At 45.9% G+C, this 19,421-nt stretch carries 12 protein-coding genes; 2 read left to right on the top strand and 10 right to left on the bottom strand.

What is annotated here, in order from left to right; translation table 11 throughout:
- The first annotated feature begins 67 nt into the window (after positions 1 to 67).
- On the top strand, positions 68 to 2,530 hold the full coding sequence (locus LW808_003565; protein UPA28351.1) for a PD-(D/E)XK nuclease family protein: 2,463 nt from the start codon (positions 68 to 70) through the stop codon (positions 2,528 to 2,530).
- Between the two features lie 47 nt (positions 2,531 to 2,577).
- A complete protein-coding gene (locus LW808_003560) occupies positions 2,578 to 4,272 on the top strand; it encodes an iron ABC transporter permease (GenBank protein UPA28350.1) in 1,695 nt (564 codons plus the stop codon).
- A gap of 12 nt (positions 4,273 to 4,284) precedes the next feature.
- Here the strand turns inward: LW808_003560 and LW808_003555 are convergent, their stop codons facing one another.
- From LW808_003555 to LW808_003510, 10 genes are all read right to left on the bottom strand, one after another.
- Positions 4,285 to 4,836, bottom strand: a complete 552-nt coding sequence (locus LW808_003555; GenBank protein ID UPA28349.1) for a hypothetical protein — start codon at positions 4,834 to 4,836, stop codon at positions 4,285 to 4,287.
- A 133-nt stretch (positions 4,837 to 4,969) separates the two neighbouring features.
- Positions 4,970 to 8,101 (bottom strand): efflux RND transporter permease subunit, encoded by a 3,132-nt coding sequence (locus LW808_003550; GenBank protein ID UPA28348.1) that lies wholly within the window; start codon positions 8,099 to 8,101, stop codon positions 4,970 to 4,972.
- A gap of 12 nt (positions 8,102 to 8,113) precedes the next feature.
- A complete protein-coding gene (locus LW808_003545) occupies positions 8,114 to 9,241 on the bottom strand; it encodes an efflux RND transporter periplasmic adaptor subunit (protein UPA28347.1) in 1,128 nt (375 codons plus the stop codon).
- Positions 9,228 to 10,703 (bottom strand): TolC family protein, encoded by a 1,476-nt coding sequence (locus LW808_003540; GenBank protein ID UPA28346.1) that lies wholly within the window; start codon positions 10,701 to 10,703, stop codon positions 9,228 to 9,230. The genes LW808_003545 and LW808_003540 overlap by 14 nt, the downstream gene beginning before the upstream one ends.
- 63 nt (positions 10,704 to 10,766) lie before the next feature.
- A complete protein-coding gene (gene lspA / locus LW808_003535) occupies positions 10,767 to 11,204 on the bottom strand; it encodes a signal peptidase II (protein ID UPA28345.1) in 438 nt (145 codons plus the stop codon).
- On the bottom strand, positions 11,188 to 11,856 hold the full coding sequence (locus LW808_003530) for a TraR/DksA C4-type zinc finger protein (GenBank protein UPA28344.1): 669 nt from the start codon (positions 11,854 to 11,856) through the stop codon (positions 11,188 to 11,190). Before LW808_003530 ends, lspA begins: the two co-directional genes overlap by 17 nt.
- A 2-nt stretch (positions 11,857 to 11,858) precedes the next feature.
- Complete coding sequence (gene ileS, locus LW808_003525; GenBank protein ID UPA28343.1) at positions 11,859 to 14,639, bottom strand: isoleucine--tRNA ligase; 2,781 nt, start codon at positions 14,637 to 14,639, stop codon at positions 11,859 to 11,861.
- A gap of 54 nt (positions 14,640 to 14,693) precedes the next feature.
- A complete protein-coding gene (glgB, locus tag LW808_003520; protein ID UPA28342.1) occupies positions 14,694 to 16,880 on the bottom strand; it encodes a 1,4-alpha-glucan branching protein GlgB in 2,187 nt (728 codons plus the stop codon).
- Positions 16,881 to 16,934: 54 nt separating this feature from the next.
- Positions 16,935 to 18,083: a hypothetical protein gene (locus LW808_003515; GenBank protein UPA28341.1), complete on the bottom strand. Its 1,149-nt coding sequence runs from the start codon at positions 18,081 to 18,083 to the stop codon at positions 16,935 to 16,937.
- 198 nt (positions 18,084 to 18,281) lie between these two features.
- Complete coding sequence (locus LW808_003510) at positions 18,282 to 19,172, bottom strand: hypothetical protein (GenBank protein ID UPA28340.1); 891 nt, start codon at positions 19,170 to 19,172, stop codon at positions 18,282 to 18,284.
- Positions 19,173 to 19,421: the final 249 nt, after the last annotated feature.

The raw sequence follows: 19,421 nt of genomic DNA, 5'->3' as shown, positions 1-19,421 counted from the left end.
CGACGGCACAACATCTTAGCGCGATTTCGAAACTTGCAACCCAATAACGTTTGCTTGCATAACCGATGTGCCGGGGTTCGTGACAAGCGATTTTCGTTCAATTCAGCAAGATTTGTCATCGCTATTTTCCGCGTTGGACCATCATGAAGCGATTTCCACTTGCGCACTCTGCCCTTCTCAAGTTGTAATTTTGTACCTCCGGCAATTCACGGAACAGCACTTCCCGAATTTGGCGGGTATTGCATGGTTTACTTTCGAAGACTTTTTAGAATGGGTTCTGCAACAAAACCCAGAAATACCTCACATTGTTACACGTCACGAGTTGCTATTTTTATTACGCAATCGTAACATTCCATGCACGTCGCCCGAAGCAAGTTTTAAAGTTTTACGTCACAATCCTGAGACTGAGAAAATAATCGCTGCGGAGTTGCATCGCCTTGGTTGGATCACACCCGAACAATTCTTATGTCACCAAGATTGGGGAAAAGTTTTCCCTCAAAAAATTTTCCAGCATTTTCTTCTATTTGGGATTACCGCGTCGGATCCCCTTTATCTCAGCGCACCATTTGCTCGACTGTGTAAAACGATTGCCAAACGGGTTACCTATTTCGCTTTCGATCTGAAGAACGGCGTGGTGCCAATGCACAAAACGCTCGGGAAAAATTGGGACGAGGTGATATTGCGCCCTTCTCTGCAAAACGCAAGCAGTGTCGCAGAAAAAGTTTTTTCAATCGTCGATGGCGATACAGGTACTTATATTACACAATCGCTCGCTCAGAAACAATTCCCAAATACTTCTATTCCCACCGAAACTACTGCGATTATTTGTTTTACCGAAGCAGACGCCGTGCGAATTGCCTATGCTCTCCAAAAAAAAAATTTGCCGTTTTTAAGCGGATTTAGGGCACACACCTCGAATTTACGGGACAATTTCCTCGCTGCATGGCTGTATTGGCAACGAACCGAACGTTTGGAGGACTTCATCGATTTTTACACCGCTTGGCAAAAGCTCCAACCGACGTCGCCCCGAGAAAAACCGATTCGTGAAATTTTGGCAGAGGCTTTTGCGCTCAATCCAACGCGGGATATCAATACACTGCGCCAAAACCTTCCCCCGCACATCTGCGAATTTCTTCAAAACTACCCACTCCTCCCTAAAGAAGGTCTTTTAGGGGTATTTACCGAAAATACAGAAACAATTTTCCCGAACATTTTCAAAAAATTTCCCGCAGATTATGCGGTCACAAAGAACGCCTTTTTGGATTTTATCGAAATTGCTCATCATTCTCAACCGCAACACCCCTATGTGTCCTGTAAAACTTCCATTTACTTACTTGATCTGACCTCCGTACGGCTGCTGTCGTTTAACCGTATTATTGTCTTTTTAGGGAATGAAGTTCCCGAAAAATCGCTTGAAGCGCTACGAAATTTGAACGCTCCACGCATTGATTTTTTGACAGAACGTACCTCTCAATCGTCGACTTTTTCGCTGCTTTATCACCAAGTTACAGAAACAATTTTATCGCCCGATCGGGTAAGCACCATCACCGTTCATTGTCGGAAAAATGAAAATCGCTCGAGTTTTCCAGAGCTTGAACATGTTCACCAGGAACGCACCGGTCCACAAAAGGCTCAGAGCATTTTTGCATACACTCGAAAAACAGACTGTATCCGACTGTCCACAACGGCTATCGAGCACGCGTATACACATTCCGAAAGTGTTTGGTATCGTCACATTTTAAAGAACGCCCCCACAACACTCGATTTTGAGCCGAAAAAATGGGCCGGCATTTGGACACACCAACTACTCGCTTTTCCCAACACAACGCTTCCTGAACTTCGTGAAATGCAAATGTTGATTCAGGCTAAAGCATTAGAGTTAATACCCTCTACACCGCGAAAAAGCGTCCTCAACAATGCAGTTACCAATGCCCTAAGAATTGCTGAAAAACTGGGAACAAATACGGAATACCCCTATTTAACGAGCGAAATCGACCTTCAAACGCCACTCTGTCTTTCGGATGGTACGGAAATTCCTATCTGCGGGCGTGCAGATGCGATTTTATCGAAAAAACCTTTTCGTAACAATTTTCATTCAGAAAATGCACAAAACGATCTAATTTTAATCGACTACAAAACAGGTGCTACATCGACAAAAGACCTTAAAAAGCTAGCGAAAAAATACACGCGTCTGCCAGACTCTCTCACGGGCTTTCAACTCGTACTATACGGCTGGATTTTGCGTACAATGAACTACAAAAATATCCAACTGCTCATCCTCAACCCCGATCCCTACGCACCGGTCGAACTTATCCCCATAGATTCAATTTTAGACGGTGATAACCAGCTCTTTTTCGAACATTATCTCCGTTCACTCCTAATCGAGGGCGCCTTTGGTTATGAATTTCAATCCCCGTTTATATCCTATTCTTTTGTGCTGCCAATCGCGGAAATCGCACCTGCTAAAGAGATTCTTCTGGCACAAAAAATAAAACGGCTATGGGATCCGATCTTTTCCGAACAAAAATAGCTTGGACTTTTTAGGGAAAAACCATTTTCGTTAGGGCGGAAAGTGGCATGACTAAATTATTTTCGCTGAGCGTGTTCGTCGTCACAACCCTACTGTTAGGGTGCTTCTTTTTGTGGCCGATTTGGGAAATTCTCCAGGGCGGGTTCTTTAACGTCGATGGCCAGTGGACGCTCGGTTTTTTTAAAATCATTTTCCAAAATCACGTATACGTCGAGGGCCTCTGTAATGCGATTATTATCGGGCTCATGTCGACTTTGACAGCTCTACTGATTGCGATTCCGCTTGCGTACTGTTCGCACAAATACGAATTTCCGTTTAAAAAAATTCTCACAACAGCGACACTATTACCCATTATGCTCCCGCCTTTTGTTGGAGCGATTGGCATTCAGCAGATTTTCGGTTCTTACGGGATTGTAAACGCGCTGCTCTGGAAATTTGGCTGGCTACCCACCGGGGAAATTATCGATTGGCTTGGCCATTACAAGCTCTTGGGGATTGTGCTGATGAATGCCCTCGGGCTTTATCCTATTCTGTATCTCAATATCATTGCGTCGCTTGCAAATATCGACTCTGCGATGGAAGAAGCCGCGGCGAACTTTGGCTGTATCGGTCTCAAACGATTTTTTAAGATCACACTTCCACTCATTACGCCGGGGATTTTTGCGGGTTCGACACTGGTCTTCATCTGGGCGTTTACGGAACTCGGTGTACCGCTTATTTTTGATTACAACACGGTCACCCCGGTCCAAATTTACTTCGGACTCAAGGATATTGGCGGAAATCCTTTTCCTTATGCACTAGTCTCCGTAATGCTCTGTTTTTCACTTCTGTTCTACATTTTAGGGAAATTTGTCCTCGGTCGTTATGACTTTGCATCAATTTCAAAAGCTACGCATACCGCAGTTACAGTCCGCCCTCATTTTTGCTTTCAACTTTTTTTAAGCTTTGGATTTTTCAGCGTTACGTTTTGTGCCCTCTTACCGCACCTTGCGGTGATCTTAAAATCCTGTGCCTCCGATTGGTACAGCACGATGTTACCGGAGACATGGACGTTCCAAAATTACGCCATTGCGCTTGGACATCCTCTTACGACGCCCTCGATCCTCAATAGCCTCATCTATTCAAGCTGTGCGACCATTATAGCCCTTCTCTTGGGGATTTCGATCGCCTTTGTGGTCGTTCGCACACGCTTCCCTGGTCGGAATCTCATCGATTCTCTGGCGATGTTACCACTCTCGGTGCCGGGGCTTGTAACGGCCTTCGGTTATCTTGCTATGAGCCAAACCGGACGTCTTTTTGCCTTTCTCAATCCTATTGAAAATCCAACAACGCTACTCATCATCGCATACGCCATTCGTAAACTGCCCTTTATGGTCCGCTCGGCAAGTGCAGGGCTCCAACAGACCAGTGTCGCCTATGAGGAAGCTGCTCAGTGTTTTGGTTGTTCTCCGATCCGTTCGACCTTCAAGATCACAATTCCGTTAATCAGTGCAAACCTCATTGCGGGCGGCTTACTGGTTTTCTCCCAAACGATGCTCGAAGTTTCCGACTCGATTGTACTTGCCCAGAAGCAACAGTTTTACCCAATTACGAAGGCCATTTATGAGTTGATTCACATGCTTGGCGACGGCCCATTCCTCGCCTGTGCACTTGGCGTCTGGGCCATGACCTTTTTAGCAATTGCCATCATGGGCGTCTCCACCCTCCTTGGCAAAAGCTTCGGTAATATCTTTAAAATTTGAGGTCAAGCTTAATCATCGATATATGGCTTTATGGGTGAAATGGACGCTTTCAAAACCTTTCAACGGTTTCATACCCACAGCTTTTCGGGCTTCGTTCAGCTCATCTAAGAACTGATCGGTACTTATTTCGTTTCCTTTTTTGTCTTGAAAACCAACAATAACATTCATTTTACAAGATCCTATCTTTTGGTTGCCATACTGCCTTTCTTCCCTTATCGGTGTATACTTGTTTATTACCTGCATTGGACCAAAAGCGCTTTTAAATTTCGATGCGGCTGCGAAGTTTGATTGCTCTACGGCCTTCTTTGCTGTCTTCCCAAACTTATCCAGCTTGCCTTTTGTCACTTTTGACGAATCAGCAATGTCGAGACTCAAATTTTTGACACCATCTTTAATAGCTCCTCCAATCGCCTTGAAAGCTTTTCCGGCTTCACTATTCTTTATAGCTTCTCCGATTGCCTTAGCATCGGCCTTCATCTTATTCTTTTTAATGCCCCACTCTTTGGAGCCAAAATAATTAATAGCCTTACCTATTACATCGAAATCATTTATCCCATTTCCCACAATACTTCAGCATTGTAACAAATTTCTTTTATTTATAAAGTTTATAAAAATTTATAAAAACCAAATATATCTCCCTGCAGGAGCTATAACCCCAAAATTATTGTTTCAGAAATACAGGTTTCACATGTGGATTTTATTCCACCTCCCGGGCGAAGAAGGGAATTTTGTCGAGGACACGCTCTTGGAAGTACTCAAAACAGACGTAAATCACCGGTGTGATGTAGAGCGTGATGATCTGGGAAAAGACTAAGCCACCGACTACACAAAGCCCTAACGGTATCCGGGAAGCACCATCCGCACCCCATCCGGCGGCAATCGGTACCATGCCCATGAGTGCTGCAAGCGTCGTCATGATGATCGGACGAAAGCGTGAAAGACTCGCTTCGTGAATCGCTTCTTCCGGAGATTTACCCTCTTTCTGTCGGGCAATCGCAAAATCTACAATCATAATCCCGTTCTTTTTGACAATGCCTATGAGCATGAAAATCCCTATGCACGCGTATAGCGAAAGCTCCATCCCGGAAATTCCTAGCTCTTTGGCTCCCCATAGCGTTGCAAGCCCACCCGCAATCGCAACCGGTAGGGAAGAAAGAACCGTGATGGGATGAATGTAACTTTCGTATAAAATCCCTAAAATCACGTACATGACGAAAATCGCTATGAAAAGCAAAATCACAATCACACGCATCGTTTCCGCAAATGTTGCCGCTTCTCCCTGAAACTCTCCCGTTACCGATGGCGGTAAGAGCTCATCGGCCTTGGCACGTATAAAATCAGCTGCGTCACCAATCGCGTAGTTGTCATCTAAGTTGAAGTAAAGTGTAACAGAATTAATATTGTTGATGTGATTAACCGATACGAGACCCAGTTTTTTATCTACCTTAGCAACCGATGAAAAGGGTACGAGTTTCCCTTTTTGAGAGTGTAGGTAGAGATTTTCTAGATCTTCCTTGGAATTCCGCGAAGAAGCTTTTGCCGTCACAATCACTTGGTACTGGTCTGTATCACCTTTGATCAGGTAGGCGTAATTTTCAGAAAACGCATTCTTAATTTCATTCTCAACCGTCGCGGTATCGACGCCGTAAAGAGAACTCTGTTCGCGTAAAAACTGTACGAGGCCTTCCGGATTTTTGAGGAACAAATCACTCGAAACTGATTTAAAGCCTGGATGCTGAAGCATCACCATCTGTAATTGCTGTGCTGGTTCGATGAGTTCATCGGGATTATTCGAGGTCAGCGCAAAGGCATACTTCCCCTGTTGCGTTTTCTGCGTCCCGGTATTGATTTGCAAATTCGGCATAGGTTGTAAGAAGGTCATTGCTCCTGGAACCATATACAGCTTTTGCGTTAGATTTTTGACAACCTCTTGGATACTTGCCCGCTTACCATCTTTTAAAAAGGCAACGACAATTCCCTGATTGCTCTGCATTAACCCCGTTAAACCTGAAACAATAATGCTCTGGTAAATATCGGGTTCCGCAGAAACGACTGCCTGAATCTGTTTTTGGTACTGTCGCATTTGTTGAGGAGATACCCCTTCTTCTGCAATAAATACCCCCATCATAATCCCACTATCGCCTTCTGGCAAAAAAGTTCTGGGAAGGTTGAGATAGGACAAATAAGTGAGCCCGAGGCTTAGAACCCAAATGGTAATCGCGAGTACTTTTTGACGCAAAAACCAATGCAATGTCTTTCCGTAAAATGCTAAAAAGCGATCTTCAACGGCCTTAACCAAACGCTCTAGAGCGGTCCGACTTTCCTCACTGATGGGCTTCAACAAACGCGCACACATCATCGGCGTTACGGTAATCGAAACGAGACCGGACGCTAAAATCGCAACGACAATGGTAATAGAAAATTCCCTAAAAACACGCCCAAGCTGTCCCGGCATAAATACCATTGGGATAAAGACGGCCGCTAACGAAAGCGTCATTGATAAAATTGTAAACGTGATTTCTTTACCTCCTTCGATGGATGCTCGGAAAGGCGTTTCGCCGAATTGCTCCATACGTCGGACAACGTTCTCTAAAAATACAATCGCGTCATCGACCAAGAATCCAATCGCAAGCGTTAAGGCTAAAAGTGATAAATTATCGAGCGAATACCCCAACATCCACATGACCACAAATGTAATCAAAAGTGATAAGGGTAACGCGACAACTGGAATAACCGTTTCACGTACACGCCCAAGGAATAAAAAGATCACCGAAACAACCAGAATAAATGCAATCAAGAGCGTTTCTTTTACATCGTCGATCGATTCGATAATTTTTTGTGCCCGGTCATAGGCGGAAATCAATGTTACCGAAGAAGGCAACTGCTTATTCAGTGTAGGAATGAGATCGTTAATCGCTTTCGAAATCTTAATCGCATTCGCATCGGCCCCACGCGTTACCGCCAGCGCAACGGAAGCAACGTCTTCTGTAATACCCCGATTCCAATAGTGATTACAAATGTCCTCGGATTCTACGCTTTCAACCGCATCACCGATATCGCGCAGATAAACTGGTGCGCCATTTTTATAAGCAATAATAAGATCGTTATAGTCCTTAGCAGTCTCAAGCTGCCCCTGTGGTTTGAGGACGAGGGAATTTTTTTTGCCCTTTAGCGTCCCTGCCGCCATCGAAACCGTTCCGGCACGAATTGCCGCTACGACATCGGAAATCGCGATGCCCTTATTATAAAGCCGATCGGTATCAATCTCAATCCGAATTGCCCGCTTAACACCGTAGATCTGGACCTTAGAGACGCCATCTAAAATGCTGATTTTATCCGATATTTCCCGATCTGCGAGGTCATATAGCTCTGCCTCCGATAAGGCGTTACTCACAAGGCTTAAAAAGTAAATCGGAGTACTATTGGGATCCGTTTTCTCATACACCGGTTGCGACGGCATATCCTGCGGTAGCTGGCTCGAAGCTCTCGTAATCGCAGACTGTACATCAGTTGCCGCGGAATCGATACTCTTATCGAGGTTAAACTGTAGCGTAATCGCGACAGCACCCTGCATACTACTCGATGTAATCTGCTCGACCCCAGAAATCTGCATGAACTCTTCTTCGAGCGGCGAAGCGATATTCGATGCGACCATCTGCGGATCCATGCCCGGATACATCGCCCGAACCTGGATAATAGGGTAATCGACGACCGGAAGATCGCTTACAGGTAGCTGCTGATAACAAAAGTAGCCCGCGAAAATAACCGAGAGCGTACATAACACCGTCATCACCGGACGGCGGATAAAAATTTCACTGAGGCTTTTCATCGGTTTCCTCGCTTAGCGTTCTGGCGTTGGGATAACATCGGCTCCATCGCCCAACAACATATTTCCATGTAGAATGACACGATCACCTACCGCAATCCCTTGACGAATTTGCGCCCACTGTTCATTTTGGTAACCAACATCGGGATAAATCAAAGCGGCGCGGTACTTGGTCGCAGACTGAGCATCCTCTTTAATGACATACACATAAGGCTTCCCATCTTTATTGATCCTTAAGCACGCGCTTGGGATTAAGGTCGCATTTTTAAGCATATCTAGATGGAGCTGAAGGCGTACGGTATTCCCAGGCCAAAACTGGAAATCTTGGTTATCAAAATCGCCCTTAAGATGGATAACGCCACTTTCCGAGTCGATCTGGTTATCAAGAAACTTCAGTGCCCCACTTGCCTGGACGGAGGATTCTGCAATCAAGGTAACGTCGAATTTTAGTTGATTTTGATTATCTCTAAAACGCCGGTGAAGCTCTGGAAAGTGATTTTCCGGGATAAAAAACTCCACACTTAATGGCGACATCTGGCGCACCGAAACGACCTTTTGTAGTTCATTGACGACAGCCCCAAGATCAACCAATCGCTTACCCGCAAGACCTTTAAAGGGTGCACGAATCGTACAATGCTCGAGATCTACTTCGGCCTGTGTTACGGCCGCCTTTGCGGCTTCAATACTCGCTTGATCCTGCTTTACCCGAGCCTCGTAAGTATCAAACTCCTGCTTCGAGATATAGTCCTTGGTAATCAACGACTGGGAGCGCTCAAGCTGAACCTGATCGATAGATAATTGCGCCGTATTGCGTTCTAGGGCTGCCTTTGCCGATTGTAACGCTGCCTGATATTTACGGTCATCGATCCGGAAAAGGGCTTGATCTTTTTCAACTAGCGCACCCTCTTCGAAACAAACCTCAATAATGGTCCCGCCGCGGATTTGGGAAACGACGTCAACCTCATTATAAGCCTTACAGCGCCCCACAGAACCTAGAGTTACGGGAAGATCCTGCTGAATCGCCTGCGTCATGATCACCGGTACCGGTGGACGTCCTTTTTGAGGTTGTTCTTGTTTTCCACAACCGGTTAACAATAGACCAAGGGCGCAAAACACGTGCCCTAACTGCTTAAATTTTCTCATAAATATCATCCTTTTTCAATGCCTGACCACTGGCGTGAGCTAACTGGACCCACTCAATTGATAAGTCATTTTTCGCACAAACTAGTTGTCGGCGTGCGAGCGAAAGCGCACTCTGCGACGTTAACAAATCCGTAAACGAACAAAGCCCATTTTGGTACGCCTCGCGAGTATAATTAAAGGCTTCTTGTGCACAGTTTTCGGACTCTTTCGCCGCCTCAAGCTTCTGGACCGCCGACTTCAACGCGTAAAAATGCTCCCAAACTTGGCTCGTTATATCAAGCTCTTTCGCTCGAAGTTCCATTTCGGCAATTCTCATCTCCTCACGCGCCATCAAGCGCTCGGCCGTCCGCGAAAATCCATCAAAAATATTCCACTGTACGCCCACATAGGCCGAAAAGTTGTTGTACATCCCCGAAATATGTCGGATCTTCTGTCGCGAGGCAGTAAGGCCTGTGATCAATTCCGGATAATAATCACGTTCTTTGGCCTTGAGCTGATGCCGCTTTGCCTCAAGTTTTTTCTCCAGAGCGCGTAGATCTTGTCTCGCACCAAGCGCTTGGGTTAAGGTTGCTTCGATCTCATCCACCGGTGGTGCTACTACCGACGTTACACGCGTAATTTTAAGATTCGACGACACATAAACTCCCAAAGAAAGCGCTAACTTTGCCTGCGCTGAGGCGACTGCCGATTGCGAGCTCTCGAGATCAAAAACTGCCGCCGAATACGCCGCCTGTGCCTTCAAAAGGTCTTGTTTACTGGCTAACCCAGACTCGTGTCGATTCCGAGCAACATCTAAGGCAACTTTTGCGTCCTCTAGATTTTGTTGATTCGCTTCAACCGTCGCAAGGGCAGAATCGAGACCGAAGTACGCTAACGCAACGTAGAAAACGGCATCTTGAATCGCCTGGCTAAACTGAAAATGCGCCGCTTCGAGGTTACGTAATGCCGCATGAGAAGCCTCTTTATGCGCACCAAATTTAAATAGCGAATAATAAACTCCTACCTCCGGAGATAAAACCGTCGACAGGTTCGTTTTCATTCGAACCTTTTTATTCTCATCAACGACGGCATTTCCAAGTTGTTCCGTTCGTATCCCCTTAAGACCTACATCAACGGAAGGATAAAATGCACTATCGGCCTTCTTTTTAGCCGCTGAAGCCGCACACATCTGGTGCCATGCGATGCGCGTTGAGGGATTGCGCCGTAGGGCGACGTCGAGCAACTCATATAAGTCGAGCTCACGCCCGTTGAGGGCATAAGCATCCTCCTCCCGCTGCTGCGTTACTCTCGGTAAATCGCCTAGTCCCTCGTGCTGCAGCGACTCGGCCATCTCAATATACGGATCCGAACCACTATGTGATCCCCGCTTTGCCGTCGTACATCCTGAAAAAAAGACCAATAACCCAAGCGCCCATCGTGCCCATTTCCTCGATACGTCGTCCTTCCACGCGGAGACTCTCATGGTTTTTACCGTACCACGATCTGGGGCTCACGTCAAGTATCTTTGGCTGATTTCCCAGAAAAACTAACGGCGTGAAAATAACCAACACACCAATGCAATACACATTGCTGCATCCGCGAGATTAAATGCTGGCCAGCGATAAATTTGTAAATTGATAACGACAAAATCGACCACATATCCTCGGATAAAGCGATCGAGAACATTGCCCAAAATCCCTCCGAGAAGACATGAAGAAATCCATGGCGATGCATACCAGTTTAGCTTTTTGCGAAATAAAACTGCAAGAATTAAGGCTCCAAAACCGATCCAGGCCAATGTAAGGCTCTGGTTTGGCAATAGCCCCCAAGCACAACCGGTATTGTGCGATACCCGAAGACTAAACCATTTGTTAAAGACAATTCCGTGGCGAAGATAGGACTCCGCCGCCCACTTTGTCAGCTGATCCGCCGTGGTAATAATCAAAAACAAAACCCAAAAGAGCGTCTTATTCCGACTCTTCATAATTATCGCCGAACATCGTCTCGGATTCTTCTGAAAAAAGTGTGCCAGCCTGCTCCTTTTTCAGTGCCGAGCGCCGCTCAAATTCCTGTTGGCCGCGGACCGAATAACGTGCAAAGGGAACCGCTTTGAGACGTTCTAAATCAATCGGCTCGCCTGTAATTTCACAGATCCCATACGTCCCCTGCTCCATCCGATCGAGCGCATCTTGAACTTCTTTTAATTTATCCGGCTCGTTTTTGAGCATGCCCCAAGCAAACTCCAACCCTGGCGTAACAGGTTCCTTGTTATTGATGATATTTTTTAACCGTTGTAGTGCGAGATAACACTCTCGGAATTTAGTATCGATATTTTTCGGAACCTCGATGGTCAGCGGCGTCGCACGACTCATGGGATTAAACCCTAAAATATCCGCGACACCAGCTGCTGAAACAACAGAATTTTTCTTCTCCTCGAGAATCTTCTCAATGAGCTTTTGCTTATGCTGCGTGCGGACACGACTTTCCTGCGCGCGCTGTTCATTTTCGCGATCGAGTAGCACCTGCCGAACGTCGTCCATCGAAAAATACGACACATCGGATGACGCAGACGCGTGCCGACGACGGCGATTTTTAAGGACCTTCAACAAGGCCTGTGTTCCTTTAACTTCCCCCATATCTAATCCTTCGAAAACTTTTCCTCAAGGGCCGCCTTACAGCGCTCTGAAATTTGCGTGAATCCACCATAATCGACGAGTTTCGGGACACGTCGCCAACTTCGCCGACACCGCTCCCATGTACAGGCTTCCGCGATAACATCGACCGGATCCTCGCCACACTCCTCTAAAACAACTTGTGAAACGATAAAATACTCCGGAAGGCCGGCTTCATAACGTCTCAAAAGATCAAACAACTCACCTTGCCCTTTGATGGTTATTTTTGCATCCAGCGACTGACCAATAATCTTTTCCTGACGGAGGCTTTCGAGCTGCTCGTTCACACGCTCGCGAAACTTCACGACCGCATCAATTTCTGTTTCTCTTGAGAAATCTTCAAAGACGGAAGCATCCGGCCAATCCCCCAAGTGTACAGATTCTCGCGAATGGTCAAAATAACTAAACGCTTCATCAGCCGTGAAGGTTGTGATTGGGGCTAAAAGGCGAATGAGGTTTTCGAAAATGTAATAAATCGCTGTCTGTGAAGAGCGTCGCGCCTGCCAATTCGGCGCATAGGTGTAGAGTCGATCTTTTAAGATATCGTGATAAGTCGCCGAGAGCTCGACGGAACAAAAACGGTTGATCGCGTGGTACACTTGGTGGAAGTCAAATTGTTCATAAGCCTGCGTACACGTGGTGATCAGCTTTTTGAGTTTTTGCAAAATCCAACGGTCGATATCGGTCATCTGTTCTTGTGCGACCGCGTTTTTGTCCCACTGGAAATCAAATAAATTCCCCAATTGGAAGCGCAACGTGTTTCGAATCGTACGATAGGTACTGACGACATGACCTAAAATATCATCCGAGACCGGGACATCATCACGGAAATTTTCTGAAGCGATCCACAAACGGACTACATCGGCCCCAAACTTTTTAACATAATCATCCGCGGTTTGCGGCTTCCCGTCACTTTTGGAGATCTTTTTCTTATCTTCTCCGACAATAAACCCGTGCGTTAGGACTGTTTTGTAGGGAGCGTGGCCATTATTCATAACTACACTGGTCAGCAAAGAGGACTGGAACCAACCGCGGTGCTGATCACTCCCCTCCAGGTAGAGGTCTGCCGGACAATCTAAGTTATCGCGTTTCGCGAGAACGGCATAGTGACTGGATCCCGAATCGATCCAAACATCGAGTGTATCGGTGCTCTTCTTTAAGGTTTTTCCTTGGAATTTTCCCGGTAGCGGAATGCCCTGAAGAATTTCCTCAACACTAGAATCAAACCAGTAATTGGAGCCCAAGCGACGGAATTTTTCGGCAATTGCACGAATGACGCCTGCATCAACTAGCGCCTCTCCCTGCTCGTCGAAAAAGATCGGTAACGGAACACCCCAAGCTCGCTGACGACTAATACACCAATCCGGTCGCGTTGAAACTGAACCTAAAATCCGATTTTCACCATGTGCCGGCAACCACTGGACTTCGTGGATTGCTTCCTGGGCCTGTTCGCGGAAATGATGTTCATCGAGTGCGATAAACCATTGATCCATCGCCCGAAAAATAACCGGAGTCTTTGACCGCCAGCAATGCGGATACTGGTGCATCAGGGGCTGTAGTCCTAAAAGCACCTGTTTTTCACGGAGAATTTGCAGTACCTGTTCATTCGCTGCACAATGGCCATTTGCATCAAGTACACTCACCCCGACTAGTGAAGCCGGTACTTGGCCGTCATCTACATAACACCCCTCGTCATCGAGAGGACAATACGGCGATAAGTCATACTTGAGACCTGTCACGTAGTCTTCTAATCCGTGCCCCGGAGCGGTGTGTACACAGCCCGTTCCGGTATCATCCGTTACGTAATCGGCTAACACAATGGGACTTTCGCGATCAATAAAGGGATGTTGGGCCGCTAATCCTTCGAGCTCTGAGCCAAGGTGTTTTTTTAAAATCTGATAATCGCCGATCGCACACTTGTGGACGAAATCCTCTAAAAGTGCTTCTGCTGCAATAAATATATCGCCCGCTGATTGTAGGAGTACATACGTCATCTTGGGATGAACCGCAATGGCAAGATTAGCAGGCAACGTCCAAGGTGTCGTTGTCCAGATTACAAATGACACATTGGGATATCCGAAAAATGATTGCGCCGATACCGCTGCTGGAAACTTGACGTAAATTGAAGGGCTCGTGTGTTCCTTATATTCAATTTCGGCTTCCGCTAATGCCGTCTTACACGGAATTGACCAATAAACGGGCTTTTTGCCCCGATATACCTGCCCTCGCTCGACAAATTGCGCTAAAACTTCTAAAATAGAGGCCTCGTATTCGGGGTCCATCGTGCGGTACTCGTGCGCCCAATCCGCTAAAACCCCGAGACGTAAAAATTGCGCCCGCTGCTTCTCTATGTAATTTTTCGAAAATTGTTCACACTCTAAACGCAGCGCACTCGTCGAAAGATGCTTTTTCGATTCTTGTAGGACTTTGGAAACCTTGTGCTCAATCGGTAAACCATGGCAATCCCAGCCCGGAATGTAGGGCGTGCGAAAACCACGCATCGATTTATAGCGTAAAATGATGTCTTTTAAAATTTTATTGAGCGCCGTCCCAATGTGGACATCGCCATTAGTAAACGGTGGCCCATCGTGTAAGATATAGCGCGGTCCCGCGGCATTTTTCTGCTGAATCTTTTCGTATAGCCCGATAGCTTGCCAGTGCGCCACACGCCGCGGCTCGCTTTCGACTAAATTTGCCCGCATCGGGAAGTCCGTTTGTGGTAAATTCAACGTTTCTCGTAATTCCATCATTTCATCGGCCCCGTCGAGGTCGTAGGCAGCTTTGAAGTTTTAAAGCTACTGTCAATACGAAGTACCGGTATTTTTAAAAAAGAGCGCACTATTGCCTGGAAGTGTCAACGATAACGAATACGGATGACCATGCGCAGGAATTTCTTCTGCCGTTACGCCGCCGAGATTTCCAAGCCCGAAGCCACCATAGACCGTTGCATCACTATTGAGCAGCTCCTGCCAAAACCCCAAATACGGAACGCCGACGCGGTAATATTCCCGCGGAACAGGGGTAAAGTTTCCCATCACGAGGATGACTTCGGACTGGAAGAAGCGGAAAAATCCAACGACACTGTTGTCACAATCATCGACCACTACCCATGAAAATCCCTGCGTATCAAAATCCGAATTTTTAAGGACGGCATCATTTTGGTAGAGTTGATTGAGATCACGCACCCAACGCTGAATTCCCTGATGATCTGGGTATTGCAATAGATGCCAATCTAAGCTTTGTCGATAATCCCATTCGTGCGATTGGCCAAATTCATTGCCCATGAAGATCAGCTTTTTACCCGGCCATCCCCACATCAACCCGTATAATGCGCGTAGATGCTGGGCCTTTGTTTTCATATCGGCACCGGGCATTTTGTTAATGAGTGACGACTTACCGTGGACAACTTCATCATGAGAAAGTGCCAACAAAAAGCGTTCGGAGTACTGGTACAGCATACCGAAAGTTAGCTCATTGTGGTGATATTTTCGATAAAGCGTGGGCTGAGAAAAGTAGCGCAAGACATCGTGCATCCACCCCATATTCCACTTCATATCAAAGCCGAGACCGTACTGTTCCGTCGGCTGCGTCACGCCCGCAAACGAAGTCGACTCTTCTGCAATCGTGATCGCGTAGGGGAATTTTCGGTGGATCGTATCATTGAGTGCGCGTAAAAATTCAATCGCCTCGATATTTTCGTGACCGCCGTAACGATTTGGGATCCACTCACCGGGCCTTTTAGCGTAATCCAAATAGAGCATCGACGCAACCGCATCGATCCGAATCCCATCAACATGCATGGACTCAAGCCAGAAAAGCGCGCTTCCGATCAAAAAATTACGCACTTCGTGACGCCCATAATTAAAAATATACGTCCCCCACTCTTTATGCTCTCGCTGTTTCGGATCGGCGTGTTCGTAGAGGTGTGTTCCATCGAAATTTTCCAACGCAAATGCATCTTTAGGAAAATGTGCGGGCACCCAATCGATAATCACCCCAATTCCCTGCTGGTGACAATAATTCACGAAATACCGAAAATCATCGGGAATCCCATAGCGATTGGTGGGCGCGTAAAATCCCGTCACCTGATATCCCCACGACCCCAAAAATGGATATTCTGTGATCGGTAAAAGCTCGATATGCGAAAAACCCATGTTTTTAACGTACTCGCAGAGTGCGACCGCTACTTCCCGATAAGTCATCGGCCGGTTTTCTTCTTCAACGACACGCCGCCAGGAATCTAAGTGAACCTCATAAATCGAAATCGCTTCGGATTTGTAATTCTTTTTCGCCGAAAAGTACACCTGATCTTCCCAGGAAAAATCCGACTTTATTACAATCGATGCATTATGGGGCGGTGCTTCAAAGTATTGCCCGCAAGGATCACTTTTCAACCGCAGCTCCCCATCGGCACCGATAATCTCGTATTTGTATTTTTCGCCACTCAAGTCTTCAGGAATAAAAAGCTCCCATAGTCCAGAGTTTCCCAATGGGCGCATCAGTCCATACCGTCCGTCCCAACGGTTAAACTTACCGACTACTGACACACGTTTTGCACTTGGCGCCCAAACACAAAAACTTGTTCCTAAAATATTTTCATGCGTAACGACATGTGCTCCGAGTTTTTCAAAAACTTGTTCGTGCTTTCCTTGATTAAAAAGATAGCAATCATACTCCGAAACCGTCGGGAAAAATGCGTAAGGATCTCGCATTTCCTCGATGCGCCCACCTGGATAGACCACACGTAAGATATATTCAAAAATGTGATCACTCTCGACAGTAACCTCAAAAAATCCCGCCTCATGGATCTTCTCCATTTGGAAAATATTACCCGACGCAACGACCACTACTCCACACCGGGCTGCATCCTGTAAAAACGCTCTCACGACAACCGTCGAATCCTCAACAAGATGCGCTCCCAAAAGATCATGGGGACAGCGACATGCCCCATGAGCAAAGGCTAACAGCTCCCTTTCCGAAATCACCATCGGCCTTCAAAACTGTTTTTTTATCGTTTCCTTGCGAGATTATTCCACGTCTTCTCAATTTACAACTATTGGGTCGCCTGTGATTCTGTTACGTTGATCAAGATCAAGCAACTCTTGAATTCTCGCTCTAGTTAGTGATTTTTCTCCCTTTTCGTCGTCCTGCCACTCAGTCTCTAGAGTCGCCTCCAACTGAAGCTGATTTCTTCCGGTAAAAGGAGGCTCTCCCATCTCTTGGTACCCGGTCTTGATATCGGAACATGCTGTGAGAGGCTGAATATGATTCCCTGAAAACATGACATCAAATACAGTTGGTCTAGCCCCTACATTCCATTTTCCCGCAACGCCCCAGACAAAATGATTATGTTTATCAAGCCGACGAGATAACACACGAATACCACCCAAATCAGAAAGAGGCCTTCTATTTCCATCTTCACAAATCCAATCAACGCCTCCCATTAACGGTAACATACTTAAAGGGAAATATTCATTCATTGCGAACAAGCTTGAGATATCATCCCATTTAAGATCACATACGTCATCATATGACAATTGCCAATTGTCTCCTCTAGTTGCCAAAGGTACGTCACCATACAGTTGCACATACAAATCCTCGTCAACCTTCTCCGAATTCTGCCCCATTTTTACATAACGCACTTCATCAATGAGCCTGCATAGAAGTTCCCCAATATACTCAAACTTCGCATTATCATCTTCATTAGCCATACCGTTAGACCAAAACACCCTTTCGACTAATTCTTCCACTCGATTGCTTTCATTTTCACTTAGCGGGATATTTTGATCTAAACGAAGCCCGTACCATACCGCACAGGCCCAAGCCGTCTCCGCCAAATCGTCGCGCATATATTTGACCCTCCACGAACCAATTTTACTCGTATATAACGCATGCTGTGGTCCAATATTCTTTCGCCCTTGCAAATGCAACATCACGTTAGTGAGAACTGACCAAAAGAAACAATTTCCAACCCCAGGGACTTGAATACTGTAAATCTCTCCTGTCGGCTGTTGTCTAAAATCTCTCGAGACGTAAATCGCTTCATATTCTACTGGAATTGAGGCCTGTAACGCAGGTAAGCATAAGCTCGCCAATCCGACCAAGGCTAACATTTTTTCTAAGCTATAACATACTTTCTGCTTCATTGAAACGAAAGCATCCGCCAATTCGTTTTTCTTGTTCATATTCATAGCTGCCGAATACACTGCATTTCAGATGCTGTCAAGAATTTATCGTGATATTTCGCGCAATTTGAGGGTAAGAAATAACAAAAGACTCTTTCAAATGAAAGAACCTCCGGATTTTTAGTAGCTCTGTCTTAGACGAATAACAAACCACCCACAAATAGAATAGGAAACCTTATTGGCGTAAATATGTGAGGTAAGAAACTATTTCCTTAAACTGATACTGCTATAAAGCCCTGGGAAAAGTTTTTTGCCAAAATCTTTATCGAACTCAAAGATTTCAGCCACACGATCTCCATTCATTTCACTAACACTTAAAACGCTATCAAGTTCGCTAGCAACTTTCCCACACAAATCAAACATTGCACGATCTAGTTCAGTAAGAATGTAAACATTGCGCCCTTTGATTTCACAGAGCCTGTTGATTAGGTCCCGGCGCACAAAACCCAGCTTCTCGTTGCGACAGTTCTCAAGATCATTTCTTATTGCTTTGCATTCCTTATACCCCGAATCCAATCTTTCTTTTTGCTGTCTTAATTTATTGAAACATCCGATTTCTTTAGCCAAGTCCAAGCATTTACCGAGCTCATCTAAAATAATCTCGCGCTCTGCCCAAATTTTCCTGTTCTCTCCCACCTCCAGAAGATCTAGCGCCGATACCTCACACACAGAGTGCTTTAGTTTGTCAACTGAGTCTCTCAGCCGCTCAACCGCATCGTGTAAAGTTTTCCCACCTTTGCTCATTTTGACCACACCGTTGGCTAAGAACACTCGGAACTTATACTCCCGGTATAATTGGCATACTATACGCTCTAGGAACTTTCTCTTTTCGTCGGATCCATTTAAATTATAAGTAGAACACAGCCTCGAATAAAGCTTCCTAATATCAGAAGAGCTTTCAACGTCGGATGAATGCATTTCCCTGTACGGAAGTCCAAATTCCGATCTTGCTAACTCCACAAGAAACTGGGTCAAAAACCGAGCTTCTTCGGGGCTCGGTTCTTCACAGCTTGCGGTACCATCGGAGATATCTTGCCCTTCTCTAGTAATCGCAATAACGTCTTCTTGATCCGATCCTGGCGCTGATGCTTGCATAACCGGCGAAAACGCAAAGACTATTCCAAGAGATAAGAACCCCGAAAACCTCCGAAAATCTCCTTGTGCGCCCTGAGCGAACAAACCTATGGAATGTGACAATGGCAACTTACTTTTCTTGTCCATGGGAGCGCTGGGTACATCATATCTAAACAGTTGTCAAGAATTTATTTCATATTGTGAAATTCAAAGTCAGAAAACAACGTTTCGCCGTGTATACATATACAGAGGGAAAAGCCTTTCTACGAT

The organism is Verrucomicrobiota bacterium, from assembly GCA_021294815.2.
In the GTDB taxonomy this organism is placed as follows: Bacteria; Verrucomicrobiota; Verrucomicrobiia; order Opitutales; family LL51; genus LL51.
This window is presented reverse-complemented; position numbering and strand designations above follow the sequence as displayed.